This is a genomic window from Streptomyces sp. NPDC051136, from assembly GCF_044455745.1.
GTDB lineage: Bacteria > Actinomycetota > Actinomycetes > Streptomycetales > Streptomycetaceae > Streptomyces.
In genome coordinates, this window is the sequence record NZ_JBITFE010000002.1 from 721,289 (window position 1) to 734,293 (window position 13,005).

Annotated in this window: 13 protein-coding genes; 10 read left to right on the forward strand and 3 right to left on the reverse strand. The window is 71.4% G+C overall.

The window, feature by feature from the left end; translation table 11 throughout:
* Positions 1-171: 171 nt before the first annotated feature.
* From ACIBCJ_RS08740 to ACIBCJ_RS08760, 5 genes are all read left to right on the forward strand, one after another.
* Positions 172-630, forward strand: a complete 459-nt coding sequence (locus ACIBCJ_RS08740) for a peroxiredoxin (RefSeq protein WP_362098998.1) — start codon at positions 172-174, stop codon at positions 628-630.
* A gap of 151 nt (positions 631-781) precedes the next feature.
* The gene (locus tag ACIBCJ_RS08745; protein WP_133885924.1) at positions 782-1,357 is read left to right on the forward strand and encodes a calcium homeostasis/redox stress adaptation protein; all 576 of its coding nucleotides are present in this window, start codon (positions 782-784) and stop codon (positions 1,355-1,357) included.
* 142 nt (positions 1,358-1,499) lie between these two features.
* Positions 1,500-2,075 (forward strand): TerD family protein, encoded by a 576-nt coding sequence (locus tag ACIBCJ_RS08750; protein ID WP_356197082.1) that lies wholly within the window; start codon positions 1,500-1,502, stop codon positions 2,073-2,075.
* A 49-nt stretch (positions 2,076-2,124) separates the two neighbouring features.
* The gene (locus tag ACIBCJ_RS08755) at positions 2,125-3,267 is read left to right on the forward strand and encodes a DUF475 domain-containing protein (protein WP_362098992.1); all 1,143 of its coding nucleotides are present in this window, start codon (positions 2,125-2,127) and stop codon (positions 3,265-3,267) included.
* A gap of 151 nt (positions 3,268-3,418) precedes the next feature.
* On the forward strand, positions 3,419-4,156 hold the full coding sequence (locus tag ACIBCJ_RS08760) for a Tellurium resistance (protein WP_365979208.1): 738 nt from the start codon (positions 3,419-3,421) through the stop codon (positions 4,154-4,156).
* Between the two features lie 57 nt (positions 4,157-4,213).
* Here the strand turns inward: ACIBCJ_RS08760 and ACIBCJ_RS08765 are convergent, their stop codons facing one another.
* The gene (locus ACIBCJ_RS08765; RefSeq protein WP_362513663.1) at positions 4,214-5,194 is read right to left on the reverse strand and encodes a TerD family protein; all 981 of its coding nucleotides are present in this window, start codon (positions 5,192-5,194) and stop codon (positions 4,214-4,216) included.
* A gap of 208 nt (positions 5,195-5,402) precedes the next feature.
* On the opposite strand from ACIBCJ_RS08765, the gene ACIBCJ_RS08770 reads away from it, so the two are divergent.
* From ACIBCJ_RS08770 to ACIBCJ_RS08780, 3 genes are all read left to right on the forward strand, one after another.
* Positions 5,403-6,569: an HpcH/HpaI aldolase/citrate lyase family protein gene (locus tag ACIBCJ_RS08770; protein ID WP_365979209.1), complete on the forward strand. Its 1,167-nt coding sequence runs from the start codon at positions 5,403-5,405 to the stop codon at positions 6,567-6,569.
* A 79-nt stretch (positions 6,570-6,648) separates the two neighbouring features.
* On the forward strand, positions 6,649-9,156 hold the full coding sequence (locus tag ACIBCJ_RS08775; protein ID WP_365979210.1) for a phosphoribosyltransferase: 2,508 nt from the start codon (positions 6,649-6,651) through the stop codon (positions 9,154-9,156).
* Positions 9,156-9,968: an HAD family hydrolase gene (locus ACIBCJ_RS08780; protein WP_362098979.1), complete on the forward strand. Its 813-nt coding sequence runs from the start codon at positions 9,156-9,158 to the stop codon at positions 9,966-9,968. The genes ACIBCJ_RS08775 and ACIBCJ_RS08780 overlap by 1 nt, the downstream gene beginning before the upstream one ends.
* On the opposite strand, the gene ACIBCJ_RS08785 is transcribed toward ACIBCJ_RS08780, so the two are convergent.
* Complete coding sequence (locus ACIBCJ_RS08785) at positions 9,910-10,716, reverse strand: DedA family protein (protein WP_365979211.1); 807 nt, start codon at positions 10,714-10,716, stop codon at positions 9,910-9,912. The genes ACIBCJ_RS08780 and ACIBCJ_RS08785 overlap by 59 nt on opposite strands.
* A 132-nt stretch (positions 10,717-10,848) precedes the next feature.
* Here ACIBCJ_RS08785 and ACIBCJ_RS08790 point away from each other — a divergent pair, with 132 nt between their 5' ends.
* Both ACIBCJ_RS08790 and ACIBCJ_RS08795 read left to right on the forward strand, forming a co-directional pair.
* Positions 10,849-11,991 (forward strand): histidine kinase, encoded by a 1,143-nt coding sequence (locus ACIBCJ_RS08790; protein ID WP_365979212.1) that lies wholly within the window; start codon positions 10,849-10,851, stop codon positions 11,989-11,991.
* Entirely contained in the window at positions 11,982-12,626 is a 645-nt protein-coding gene (locus ACIBCJ_RS08795) for a response regulator transcription factor (RefSeq protein WP_166661642.1), read from the forward strand. Before ACIBCJ_RS08790 ends, ACIBCJ_RS08795 begins: the two co-directional genes overlap by 10 nt.
* A 91-nt stretch (positions 12,627-12,717) precedes the next feature.
* On the opposite strand, the gene ACIBCJ_RS08800 is transcribed toward ACIBCJ_RS08795, so the two are convergent.
* On the reverse strand, positions 12,718-12,948 hold the full coding sequence (locus ACIBCJ_RS08800; protein ID WP_365979213.1) for a zinc ribbon domain-containing protein: 231 nt from the start codon (positions 12,946-12,948) through the stop codon (positions 12,718-12,720).
* Positions 12,949-13,005 lie beyond the last annotated feature (57 nt).

Here is a 13,005-nt window from a genome sequence, read left to right on the forward strand (position 1 = left end):
GCCCGGGGCGCGGGCGCCGCGCGCCCCCCCCCGCCCCCCCCCCCCCCCCCCCCCCCCCCCCCCCCCCCCCCCCCCCCCGGGTCCGTGACCGTCCCTGCGTAGGGTGATTCCAGCGAAGTGCCCACGGAGCACTTCCCACGGAGCACTTCCCACGGAAGGGACGAACGGGACATGACGATCCAGGTCGGCGACAAGGCCCCCGACTTCGAGCTCAAGGACAACCACGGCGCGACCGTGAGGCTGTCCGAGTTCCGCGGCCGCAAGAACGTCGTGCTGCTCTTCTACCCCTTCGCCTTCACCGGTGTGTGCACGGGTGAGCTGTGCGAGGTACGGGACAACCTGCCGCAGTTCTCGGACCGGGACACCCAGGTGCTCGCCGTCTCCAACGACTCCATCCACACCCTGCGCGTCTTCGCGGACCAGGAGGGTCTGGAGTACCCGCTGCTGTCCGACTTCTGGCCGCACGGCAACGTCTCGCGCGCCTACGGCGTCTTCGACGAGGACAAGGGTTGCGCCGTCCGCGGCACCTTCATCATCGACCAGGAGGGTGTCGTGCGCTGGACCGTGGTCAACGGTCTGCCGGACGCCCGTGACCTGGCCGAGTACGTGAAGGCGCTCGACACCCTGTGACCGGCGCCCGCCGGGGCCACCTGGCCGACACCGCGTGATTTGGTGGGCTCCGGGGACTGCGGGGTGCGGGAACCCGTCACTAGGATCGACTCGTTGATCCGTTATCCACGCACTACGGGGCACCCCGCCCCTGGACACCAATGGAGGACTCGTGGGAGTCAGCCTCAGCAAGGGCGGCAACGTATCGCTGACCAAGGAGGCCCCCGGCCTGACCGCGGTCATCGTCGGTCTGGGGTGGGACATCCGCACCACGACCGGCACCGACTTCGACCTCGACGCCAGCGCGCTGCTGCTGAACAGCGGCGGCAAGGTCGCCAGCGACGCGCACTTCATCTTCTTCAACAACCTGAAGAGCCCGGACGGCTCGGTCGAGCACACCGGTGACAACCTCACCGGTGAGGGCGAGGGCGACGACGAGCAGATCAAGATCAACCTGGCCGGCGTCCCCGCCGACATCGAGAAGATCGTCTTCCCGGTGTCGATCTACGACGCGGAGAACCGCCAGCAGTCCTTCGGCCAGGTGCGCAACGCGTTCATCCGCGTCGTCAACCAGGCCGGCGAGACCGAGATCGCCCGCTACGACCTGAGCGAGGACGCCTCCACGGAGACCGCCATGGTCTTCGGCGAGCTGTACCGTCACGGCGCGGAGTGGAAGTTCCGCGCCATCGGCCAGGGCTACGCCTCCGGCCTGCGCGGCATCGCCCAGGACTTCGGCGTGAACGTCTGAGCGACCGAGCGACCCGACCGCCGGGCACGGACTCGACCGTCCGGCGGGGCCACAGTCTCGACACGTCCGGCGCCGCACGGTTTACGTGCGGCGCCGGACGCGCAGGAACCCAAGAACCATCACCCGGGGAGGGACCATCACCATGGGCGTCACGCTTGCCAAGGGCGGCAACGTCTCCCTGTCCAAGGCCGCACCGAACCTCACACAGGTACTGGTCGGGCTCGGCTGGGACGCGCGTTCCACCACCGGAGCACCCTTCGACCTCGACGCGAGCGCACTGGTGTGCAGCGGCGGCCGGGTGCTCGGCGACGAGTGGTTCGTCTTCTACAACCAGCTCAAGAGCCCGGACGGCTCGATCGAGCACACCGGCGACAACCTCACCGGCGAGGGCGACGGCGACGACGAGTCGCTGCTGGTCGACCTCTCCAAGGTGCCCGCCCACTGCGACAAGATCGTTTTTCCGGTCTCGATCCACATGGCCGACGAGCGCGGCCAGACCTTCGGCCAGGTCAGCAACGCCTTCATCCGGGTCGTCAACCAAGCCGACGGCCAGGAGCTGGCCCGCTACGACCTCAGTGAGGACGCCTCCACCGAGACCGCGATGATCTTCGGCGAGCTCTACCGCTACCAGGGCGAGTGGAAGTTCCGTGCAGTGGGTCAGGGGTACGCGTCGGGGCTGCGCGGCATCGCTCTAGACTTCGGAGTCAACGTTTCGTAAAGCCGAGTACGGCGCGGGGGAGCCCCGTACACACAGGATTGGGTAGCCAGTGCTTCTGAAAACCTTCGGCTGGTCGTTCGCGGTCACCGCGCTCGGCCTGGTCGCGGCGGTCTTCTACGGGGGGTGGACCGCCTTCGGCATCGTGGCGATCCTCTCCATCCTGGAGATCTCGCTGTCCTTCGACAACGCGGTGGTCAACGCCGGGATCCTGAAGAAGATGAATGCCTTCTGGCAGAAGATCTTCCTCACCGTCGGCATCCTCATCGCCGTGTTCGGCATGCGTCTGGTCTTCCCGGTCGTGATCGTGGCGATCAGTGCCCAGCTCGGACCGATCGAGGCCGTCGACCTCGCCCTGACGGACAAGGACCGCTATCAGGAGCTGGTGACGGACGCCCATCCGTCGATCGCCGCCTTCGGTGGCATGTTCCTGCTGATGATCTTCCTCGACTTCATCTTCGAGGACCGCGACATCAAGTGGCTCCAGTGGCTGGAGCGCCCGCTGGCCAAGCTCGGCAAGGTCGACATGCTGTCGGTCTGCATCGCCCTGATCGTGCTGCTGGTCTCCGCGATCACCTTCGGTGCCCACGCCCACCAGCACGGCGGCGCCCATGCCGACAAGGCGGAGACGGTCCTGCTGGCGGGCATCGCCGGTCTGATCACCTACATGATCGTCGGCGGTCTCTCCGGCTACTTCGAGGACAAACTCGAAGAGGAGGAGGAACGCGAGCACGAGGAGGAGGAGAAGGCCGAACGCGCCGGGAAGCCCAAGTCGGCCGTCAAGCTGGCGGGCAAGGCCGCGTTCTTCATGTTCCTCTACCTGGAGGTCCTGGACGCGTCGTTCTCCTTCGACGGTGTCATCGGCGCCTTCGCCATCACCAACGACATCGTCCTGATGGCCCTCGGTCTCGGCATCGGCGCCATGTACGTCCGCTCGCTCACGGTCTACCTGGTCCGCCAGGGCACCCTCGACGACTACGTCTACCTGGAGCACGGCGCCCACTACGCCATCGGCGCCCTGTCGGTGATCCTGCTGGTCACCATCCAGTACGAGATCAACGAGATCATCACCGGTCTCGTCGGCGTCGTCCTGATCGGCTGGTCCTTCTGGTCCTCGGTGCGCCGCAACAAGCGGCTCGCCGCGGCCGGCGGAGACGGCGACCAGGAGCGGGCGGAGGTCTCCTCCGGGGTGTGAGCCCCCTGATTCCCGGGCCGGGGCGCGCCCCCGGTGCGCCCACGCCCCTGGTGTGAACCCGGCCCGGACGAGGAACGCTCTGAGCGGGGCGGCCGTCGAGGACGATTCCTCGGGGCCGCCCCGTCGGCGGTGAGGTGAAGGTGGGGCGGGAATGGGCTTCTTGAGCGGGCTGTGGCGTGGCCGCGAGTCCGAGTTCGACTCGGGCAGCGCGGCGACCAACTCCATCCAGCTGACCAAACGGCACAGCCAGGTCTCCCTGACCCGGCAGGGCGCGGCGACCGGAAACCTGCGCGTCAACCTGTCCTGGCGGATGCGGACCTCCGACATCTCCGGCGTCCAGCGGGAGAGCCTGCTGCGGCACCCCTTCAAGGCGCTCAAGCCCCCGGAGGTCGTGGGCCACAGCCAGAGCATGGTCAACGTCGACCTCGACCTCGGCTGCCTCTACGAACTCCAGGACGGCACCCGCGGGGTGGTCCAGCCGCTCGGCGGCTTCCTGGGCGACGTCAACGCCCCGCCCTACGTCAAGCTCAGCGGCGACGACCGCTTCGGCTCGGCCTCCGGCGAGACGGTCTACATCAACCTCGACCACCGGGACGCCATCAAGCGCCTGCTGCTCTTCGCCTACATCTACGACCAGACCCCCGCCTTCGACCGGACGCACGCCGTCGTCACGCTGTACCCGAGCAACGGCCCCCGCATCGAGATCGGTCTGGACGAGCGCCATCCGCAGGCCAGGTCCTGCGCCGTGGTGATGATCGAGAACGTCAAGGACGAGATCATCGTGCGCCGCGAGGTGAAGTTCGTGTACGGCTTCCAGGGCGAGCTGGACCGGCTGTACGGCTGGGGCCTGCAATGGGGCCGGGGGCACAAGAGCAAGGCCGAGCGCTGACGGACCCGGGCCCGGACCGCGGACACCCGCGGAGGCCGCCCGGGGCCTGAGGGGCGGCTACCGGCCGATGAACTGCGGTCCCTGCGGGGGCAGCCGGAACTCCGGATCGGGCGCCCCGGGCACCGGCTGCGGGTAGCCGTAGCCGGACGGCGCTCCGGTGGCCCCGGCCGCCGCGGGTGCCTGCGGATACCCGTAGCCGGACCGGTCCGCACCCGTCTGGGGATAGCCGTAGGCGGTCTGGGCCGCCGGAGGATGCTGCGGATAGCCGTACGCGGGCTGGGCCGGTACGCCGACGGGCTGCTCCGGCGGCAGCGGCCGCGAGGCCCCCGGCAGGGGCTGCACGGCCGTCGGGTGCTCGGGCCCGACCGCCGAGGGCGCGGGGACGGACCGGGCGGTCGTGGGCTGGTCGGGTGTGGACGGGGACGGAGCCGAGGGGGCGGGGCCCGGCGGGGCCGGTCGGGGCCGGGGGGCCGACATGGGGTCGTCCGCCCCCTCCGACTCGTCCACCGAGATGCCGAAGTCGGTCGCCAGGCCCTTGAGGCCGTTGGAGTAGCCCTCGCCCAGCGCCCGGAACTTCCAGCCCTCCCCGCGCCGGTACAGCTCGCCGCAGATCAGCGCGGTCTCCTGACCCGTCTCGGGCTTGACGTCGAAGTACGCCAACGGCTCCGGGTCGGCGGCCGTGGCGTCGTACAGCAGGATGCGCAGCGAGGCGACCCGGTCGAAGGCGACGCCGTCCGCCGAGGCGACCAGCAGGATCCGGCCCACGGAGGGCTCGACGCGCGAGAGGTCCGTCTGGATCGTGTCGGTCAGGCCTTCGGCCACCCGCTTCTTGCCGAGCCGCCAGACCTGGCCTGAGGGGTGCCGGGGCTGGTTGTAGAAGACGAAGTCCTCGTCGGAACGCACACGGCCGTCCGGGCCCAGCAGCAGCGCGGACGCGTCGACGTCGGGGACCCCCTGCCCGGGGGCCCAGCGCAGCACGGCGCGTACCGTGGTGGCTTGCAGCGGGACGTTCGACCCCTTCAGCATCGCGTGCGTCATGCCGTCATCCTGCCTTCTCGGTCCTGGTCACGACAACGCGGGGGCGGGTACTCGGCGGGTCCGCGGCCGCCTCGGGTCGCCATCGCCGACACGGCCGGGTTACCTGGAATTCATGCCCGGTGGGAACCTCCGACATGGATGCGTACGTACTATTACCGGCCACCTTTCGGCGATTCGCAGGTTGCCCAGACACCACGGGGGAGTTTAAATGCGTCATTTCGGACAGATAGCCCCTGATGTGCGGAAGCGTCTCTTTCACCAGGAGCCCTGCTCCTTCACGGCGGACTCCCCGGCCAGACTGCTGTCCGCGGCCCTGGGCGCCACGCTCTACAGCCCGGCGACCCGTCCGAGCCTCGCCGACGACATCCTGAAGCAGGGGGCCCGCGGCCTGGTGTCGATGGTGCTGTGCCTGGAGGACTCGATCGACGACGCCGACGTACCCGAGGGTGAGGCCAACCTCGTCCGCCAGCTCACGGAGCTGGCGGAACGCCCCGACGCCGACGTCCCCCTGCTCTTCGTCCGGGTCCGCACCCCCGAGCAGATACCCGACCTCGTGCGGCGCCTCGGCCCCGCCGTGCGGCTGCTGTCCGGATTCGTGCTGCCGAAGTTCACCGAGGAACGCGGCATGCCCTTCCTGGAGGCGCTCTCCGCCGCCGAGGCCACCTGCGGACGCAGGCTCTTCGCCATGCCGGTGCTCGAATCCCCGGACCTGCTGTACCGGGAGTCCCGGGTGCAGACGCTGGAGGGGATCTTCCGCGCGGTCGACAAGTACCGGGACCGCGTGCTCGCCCTGCGGCTCGGCGTGACCGACTTCTGCTCCTCCTACGGGCTGCGCAGGGGCCCCGACATGACGGCCTACGACGTCCAGATCGTCGCCTCCGTCATCGCCGACGTGGTGAACATGCTGGCCCGCGCCGACGGCACCGGATTCACCGTGACCGGACCCGTGTGGGAGTACTTCCGGGTCCAGGAACGCATGTTCAAACCGCAGCTGCGGCAGAGCCCCTTCCTGGAGGGCCAGGCCGTCGGACTGCGCCAGAAGCTCATCGAGCACTCGATGGACGGACTGCTGCGCGAGATCTCCCTTGACCGGGCCAACGGACTGCTGGGCAAGACCTGCATCCACCCCTCGCACGTGCTCCCCGTGCACGCGCTGTCCGTGGTCAGCCACGAGGAGTTCAGCGACGCCCAGGACATCCTGCGGCCCGAGCGGGGCGGCGGAGGCGTGATGAGGTCGGCCTACACGAACAAGATGAACGAGGTGAAGCCCCACCGCGCCTGGGCCGAACGGACCCTGCTGCGCGCCGAGGTCTTCGGGGTGGCCAACGAGGACATCGGCTTCGTGGAGCTGCTCGCCGCCGGCCTGGCCGACTGACCGCCGGGCGACCGGACGCACGCGATCCATGACCACGCCGGGGCCCCGAGCCGCGGCGGACAACGGGAGGCACGACCACATGACCGACAGGGCGCACGCCGAGGAGCCCGCCGAAGAGCGCGCCGGAACCTGGTCCGGCAGCTGGGTCGCCGAGCGGCTCGGCGTCGAACTCGCCGGCGACGAGACGCTCCCCGGCCTGCTGGGCCTCGCCCTGCGCCGCAACCCCAAGCGGGCGCACCTGCTCGTCTCCAACGTGCTCGGCAAGCACGTCCCGCAGTCGCCCTCCGTCGTCTACGGCCACGGCGTCGCCCTGGGCCGCCGCGTCCGCGACCTGCTCGGCACCGAGGACGCCGGACGCGCGGTCGTCCTCGGCTACGCGGAGACCGCCACCGGACTGGGCCACTGCGTCGCCGACGGCCTGGGACCCGCCCCGTACCTGCACTCCACCCGCCGTCCGGTCGGCTCGGTGGCCCGGGCGGGCGGCTTCGAGGAGGCCCACTCGCACGCGACCTCCCACCTCCTGCTGCCCGAGGACCCGGCGCTGCTGGCCGGGGACGGGCCGCTGGTCCTCGTCGACGACGAGTTCTCCACCGGCAACACGGTGCTCAACACCGTCCGCGCCCTGCACGAGCGCTACCCCCGCACGCGGTACGTCGTGGTGGCCCTGGTCGACATGCGCTCGCCCGCCGACGCCGGCCGGCTGGACGACCTCGCCCGGGAGATCGGCGCCCGCGTCGACCTGGTGACCACCGCCTCCGGCACGGTCCGCCTGCCGACGGGCGTGCTGGAGAAGGGCCAGGAACTCGTCGCCCGGCACGAGACGCCGACCGCACCCGTCACGGACGTGACCGGCCGGGGCGCGGCGGCGTCCGGCCCGGCCGGCTCCGTCGCCCGCGTCGACCTGCGCTGGCCCCAGGACGTCCCCGACGGCGGACGGCACGGCTTCGCCGCCGTGCACCGGGAGCGGCTGGAGGAGGCGCTGCCCGGCATGGCGGCCCGGATCGCCGAAGCGCTGCCCGCCGACGCCCGGCGCGTGCTCGTCCTCGGCTCCGAGGAACTCATGTACGCCCCGCTGCGCCTGGCCCACGCGCTGGAGCAGACCGCCGGCGGCGGCGTCGACGTGCGCTTCTCCACCACCACCCGCTCTCCCGTCCTCGCGGTCGACGACCCCGGCTACGCCATACGCACCCGACTGGTCTTCCCCGCGCACGACGACCCGGCCGACGGCCCCGGCGAGCGCTACGCCTACAACGTCGCGGGCGCCGGCTTCGACGCCGTCGTCGCCGTCGTCGACTCGGCCGCCGACACCCCCGCGCTGCACGCCCCCGACGGACTGGTGGCCCGCCTGGCCGCGCACGTCCCGCACGTCCGGCTCGCGGTCGTCCCCTCGTACGTCCCGCGACCCCCGCACGCCTCCGAAAGGCCCTCCATGCTGCCCGAGCCGCTGCGCGGCCCCGCCTTCTCCTCGTACGCGCCCGACGAGGTCGGCTGGCTGCTCCAGGACCTCTCGGACGTGACCCTGGAAGCGCCGACCGAGGAGCGCGAGGAGGCGATCCAGAGCGGCGGCGCGCACTACGCCGAGTCGCTGCCCGTCGAGTACCAGCCCAGCGAGCAGTACCAGGAGCTGTTCCACGCGGCGCTTGACGCGTCCGCCGCTCGGCTGGCGCGTGCCGTCGGCGCCGTCACCGAGATCGTCCTCGCGGAGCGCTCGCCCCGCCCGGTCCTGGTCTCCCTCGCTCGCGCGGGCACCCCCGTCGGCGTACTGATGCGCCGCTGGGCGCAGTTCCGTCACGGGCTCGACCTCCCGCACTACGCCGTGTCGATCGTCCGCGGCCGCGGCATCGACGCCAACGCCCTGCGCTGGCTGGCCGCCCACCACGACCCCGCCGACGTCGTCTTCGTCGACGGCTGGACCGGCAAGGGCGCCATCACCCGCGAACTCGCCGCCGCCCTGCGTGACTTCGAGACCTCCGACGGCGTCACCGGCTTCGACCCCGAGATCGCCGTACTGGCCGACCCCGGCTCCTGCGTCCGCACCTACGGCACCCGTGACGACTTCCTCATCCCCTCCGCCTGCCTCAACTCCACCGTCTCCGGCCTGATCTCCCGCACCGTGCTCCGCGCCGACCTGGTCGGCCCGCACGACTTCCACGGCGCGAAGTTCTACCGCGAACTCGCCGGCGCCGACCTGTCACCGGTCTTCCTCGACGCCGTGGCCGCCCGCTTCCCGGACGTCACGGAAACGGTCGACGCCCAGGCCAAGGAACTGCTCTCCGCCGACCGCACCCCCACCTGGGAAGGCTGGGCCGCCGTCGAGCGCATCAGCGAGGAGTACGGCATCCATGACGTGAACCTGGTCAAGCCCGGCGTCGGCGAGACCACCCGGGTGATGCTGCGCCGCGTCCCGTGGAAGGTGCTGGCCCGCGCCGGCGCCGGCGCCGACCTGGACCACGTCCGCCTGCTGGCCGAGCAGCGGGGCGTGCCGGTGGAGGAGGTCGCCGACCTGCCGTACACCTGCGTCGGGCTGATCCACCCCCAGTACACGCGGGGCGCCACCGGCGCCGACGGCAAGGCGGTGACCCTCTGATGCCGGTACTCGTCGCCAGCGACCTCGACCGCACCCTCATCTACTCGGCGGCCGCGCTCGGGCTGACCATGCCCGACCTGAGGGCGCCCCGCCTGCTGTGCGTGGAGGTCTACGAGAGCAGACCCCTGTCCTACATGACCGAGACGGCCGCGCAGCTGCTGACCGACCTCGGCGACACGGCGGTCTTCGTGCCGACCACCACCCGCACCCGCAAGCAGTACCAGCGGATCAACCTCCCCGGCCCCGCGCCCAAGTACGCGATCTGCGCCAACGGCGGCCACCTGCTGGTGGACGGCGTCTCCGACCCCGGCTGGCACGCACGGGTGACCGCACGGCTGGCCGACGAATGCGCCTCCCTGGCCGAGGTCCGCGACCACCTGACGAGCACCGCCGACCCGCTGTGGGTGCGCAAGCACCGCGTCGCCGAGGACCTCTTCGCCTACCTGGTCGTCGAACGCGACCTGCTGCCCCTGGACTGGGTGAAGGAACTCGCCGTGTGGGCCGAGAACCGCGGCTGGACCGTGTCCCTCCAGGGCCGCAAGATCTACGCCGTCCCCAAGCCGCTCACCAAGAGCGCCGCCGTCCACGAGGTCGCCCGCCGCACCGGTGCCGAACTCACCCTCGCCGCCGGCGACTCGCTCCTCGACGCCGACCTGCTGCTCGCCGCCGACCGGGGCTGGCGTCCGGGCCACGGCGAACTGGCCGACTCCGGATGGTCGGCCCCGACGATCAGCGCCCTGCCCGAGCGCGGAGTCATGGCCGGGGAGCGGATCCTCCGCGAGTTCCTCGGCGCGGCGGGCCCTGCTCGCTGAGACCGCCGTCCGGGTCCCCGGTACCGCCGCCGGTGCCGGGGTGGCCGTCGTCGTCCGCCTGCGGCCGTATGCCCTGCCTCCCCTCGTGTCCGTGGCCCCGCCGCCGGTGACCGGCGCCCGGCCGCAGCAGACGCATGCCGACGAAGACCACCAGAGCCAGGGCCGCCGCGGCGAGGATCACCTTCGAGTAGGTGGAGGCGATGCCCGAGACCTTGGACCAGTTGTCCCCCAGCGCGTAGCCCGCGAGCACGAACACGGTGTTCCAGATCGCGCTGCCGAGGGTCGTCAGGGCGAGGAAGACGGGCAGCCGCATCCGCTCCACGCCCGCCGGCACGGAGATCAGGCTGCGGAAGATGGGGATCATCCGGCCGAAGAACACCGCTTTGGTCCCGTGGCGGAGGAACCAGGCCTCCGTCTTCTCTATGTCGGACACCTTCACCAGCGGCAGCTTCCCCGCTATCGCCACCGTGCGGTCCCGGCCGAGCAGGGCACCGATCCCGTACAGGGCGAGCGCCCCGATCACCGAACCCGCCGTCGTCCACAGCAGGACGGCGATCAGGTTCATCCGGCCGGAGCTGGCCGCGAACCCGGCGAGCGGCAGGATCACCTCGCTCGGCAGAGGAGGAAAAAGGTTCTCCAGAGCGATGGCGAGACCGGCACCGGGGGCACCGAGGGCGTCCATGAGGTCGTTGATCCACTGCGGTGCCGCACCGCTGTCCGCGGCCGGCTGCGCTGCGATGGCTGTCATGACGACCACGCTAGAAAATCGCGGCTGAAGGGACCCTGAGGAAGACCGCATGATCGCCTGCGGTCCACCGCAGGCGGGAATTGCGGTTTTCCGCAGTGTGCCCGGCCGTCGCGCCCGGCTAGCCTCGCGATCATGCGAAATACGGCGCGACGTGGAGTGCGGTGCGGGGTGGGCCTCATCATGGGGACCGCCTCGGCCGCCGTCGAGCTGCTCTTCGCCCTGCTGGCCGGCGTCGCGCTGGCCCCGGTGGCGGCCTGGCCGGACGGACGCCGTGCCGTACTGCGGCCGGTTCTCGCGTGCGCGCGGTTCCTGGCGGAGCTGGAGCGGGCCCGGCTGCGGATGTGGCTCGGCCTCCGCGTCACACCCGCGTACGCGGACGTACGGGCGCTGCGGTACGTCACCTGCCGCTGGACCCTGGGGATCCTGGGCGGCGTCGTGATGCTGACGGCCGCCGTCGGCCTGGCGTACGGCACGTTCGTGCTGTACGGCTGGCTGCTGCTGGACGGCATACGCAACCCCGGTTCGCTGGTCCTGGGCAGTCTGGGCGGTTTGTTCCTCGTGTTCCTCGCCGTGCAGGGAATATTCGGTGTGGCCGGGCTGGAGGGGCAGCTGGCGCGGCACTTCCTCGGCCCTCGCCACCAGGAGGAGCTGGAGCGGCGGATCGCGGAGCTGTCCGCCAGCCGCGCCGCGGTCGTCGACGCCGTCAACGACGAGCGGCGCCGCATCGAGCGCGACCTGCACGACGGCGTGCAGCAGCGGCTCGTCGCCCTCGGCATGCTGCTCGGCCGGGCCCGCCGCAGTCAGGACGCCGACCGCCGGGACCGGCTGCTGGGCCAGGCCCACGACGAGAGCCGCCGTGCCCTGGACGAGCTGCGCGAGGTGGCCTGGCGGATCTACCCGACCACGTTGGACGAGGCGGGGCTGCGCGCGGCCCTGGAGACGGTGGCCGAGCGGGCGTCCGTACCGGTGGGAGTGGAGTACGACCTTGCCGAGGAACCCGAGCAGGCCGTCGCGACCGTCGCGTACTTCGTGGTCTGCGAGGCGGTCACGAACGCGGTCAAACACGCGGCGCCGACACGCATAAGCGTCGCGGTCAGAGCGGAGGGGGAACGGATGTACGTGAGCGTGCGGGACGACGGCTGCGGCGGGGCGAACGCCGGGGGCAGCGGACTGTTCGGGCTCGCCCGGCGCGTCGCCGCCCTCGACGGCAGTCTCAGTGTGGTCAGCCCGCAGGGCGGGCCGACCCTCGTCGCCGCGGAGCTGCCATGCGCCTGATCCTCGCCGAGGACTCCACCCTGCTGCGGGAGGGGCTGGTGCGGCTGCTGGCGGAGGAGGGCCACGAGGTCCTCGCGGCCGTCGGCAACGCCGAGCTGCTGCTGAAGGCGGTCGCCGAAGACCCGCCGGACGTGGTCGTCGCCGACGTCCGGATGCCGCCCACGCACACGGACGAGGGCCTGCGCGCGGCCCTGGAGATACGCGCGCGATGGCCGGAGGTCGGCGTGCTGGTCCTCTCGCAGTACGTGGAGAAGCGGTACGCGACCGAGCTGCTCACCGGAGACACGGAAGGGGTCGGATATCTGCTCAAGGACCGGGTGGTCCAGATCGACGAGTTCCTGGACGCACTGGAGCGGGTCGCAGCAGGACGCGCGGCGTTCGACCCCGAAGTGGTCCGCCAGCTGCTCGGCCGCACGACCCACACCGACCTGCTCGCCCGGCTCACCGTGCGGGAGCGGGACGTGCTGGCCGAGATGGCCCAGGGGCACACCAACGCGGCGATTGCGCGGCGGCTGCACATCTCGCAGAGCGCGGTGGAGAAGCACACCAATGCGATCTTCGACAAGCTGGAGCTGACGGGAGGCGAGGGGTATTCACGCAGGGTGCTGGCAGTGCTGCGCTACCTGGGCAGCTGACGGGGCGGAGAACCTGCCGGGGAGCCGGAGACGTCCCGACGGGGCCGGAGAAGCCCCGACGGGAGCGCGCGGGGGAGAACCGGAGCCGAACTCAGCCGCAGCAGCCGCCGCCGCAGCAGCCACCGCCACCGCCACCGCCGCCACCGCCGCCCGGCGAGGGGGCCGGTGCGGAGGCCGAGCCGCCGACCGCGACCGTCGACAGCAGCTTCACCGTGTCCTCGTGACCCGCGGGGCAGGCGGCCGGAGCGGAGGACTCGGCCATGGGGCGGCTCAGTTCGAAGGTGTCGCCGCAGCTGCGGCAGCGGTACTCGTAGCGAGGCATGCGCACAGGTTAACGGGCCCGGCCGGCCGGTGACCCCGGTCGCCCGGACCCGGTGAC

Excerpts from the sequence above, each read along its gene's own strand:
- ACIBCJ_RS08775 (WP_365979210.1), top strand. The coding sequence starts at position 6,649 with ATGACCGACAGGGCGCACGCCGAGGAGCCCGCCGAAGAGCGCGCCGGA.
- ACIBCJ_RS08760 (WP_365979208.1), top strand. The coding sequence starts at position 3,419 with ATGGGCTTCTTGAGCGGGCTGTGGCGTGGCCGCGAGTCCGAGTTCGAC.
- ACIBCJ_RS08785 (WP_365979211.1), bottom strand. The coding sequence starts at position 10,716 with ATGACAGCCATCGCAGCGCAGCCGGCCGCGGACAGCGGTGCGGCACCG.
- ACIBCJ_RS08750 (WP_356197082.1), top strand. The coding sequence starts at position 1,500 with ATGGGCGTCACGCTTGCCAAGGGCGGCAACGTCTCCCTGTCCAAGGCC.
- ACIBCJ_RS08790 (WP_365979212.1), top strand. The coding sequence starts at position 10,849 with ATGCGAAATACGGCGCGACGTGGAGTGCGGTGCGGGGTGGGCCTCATC.
- ACIBCJ_RS08780 (WP_362098979.1), top strand. The coding sequence starts at position 9,156 with ATGCCGGTACTCGTCGCCAGCGACCTCGACCGCACCCTCATCTACTCG.
- ACIBCJ_RS08765 (WP_362513663.1), bottom strand. The coding sequence starts at position 5,194 with ATGACGCACGCGATGCTGAAGGGGTCGAACGTCCCGCTGCAAGCCACC.
- ACIBCJ_RS08770 (WP_365979209.1), top strand. The coding sequence starts at position 5,403 with ATGCGTCATTTCGGACAGATAGCCCCTGATGTGCGGAAGCGTCTCTTT.
- ACIBCJ_RS08795 (WP_166661642.1), top strand. The coding sequence starts at position 11,982 with ATGCGCCTGATCCTCGCCGAGGACTCCACCCTGCTGCGGGAGGGGCTG.
- ACIBCJ_RS08800 (WP_365979213.1), bottom strand. The coding sequence starts at position 12,948 with ATGCCTCGCTACGAGTACCGCTGCCGCAGCTGCGGCGACACCTTCGAA.
- ACIBCJ_RS08740 (WP_362098998.1), top strand. The coding sequence starts at position 172 with ATGACGATCCAGGTCGGCGACAAGGCCCCCGACTTCGAGCTCAAGGAC.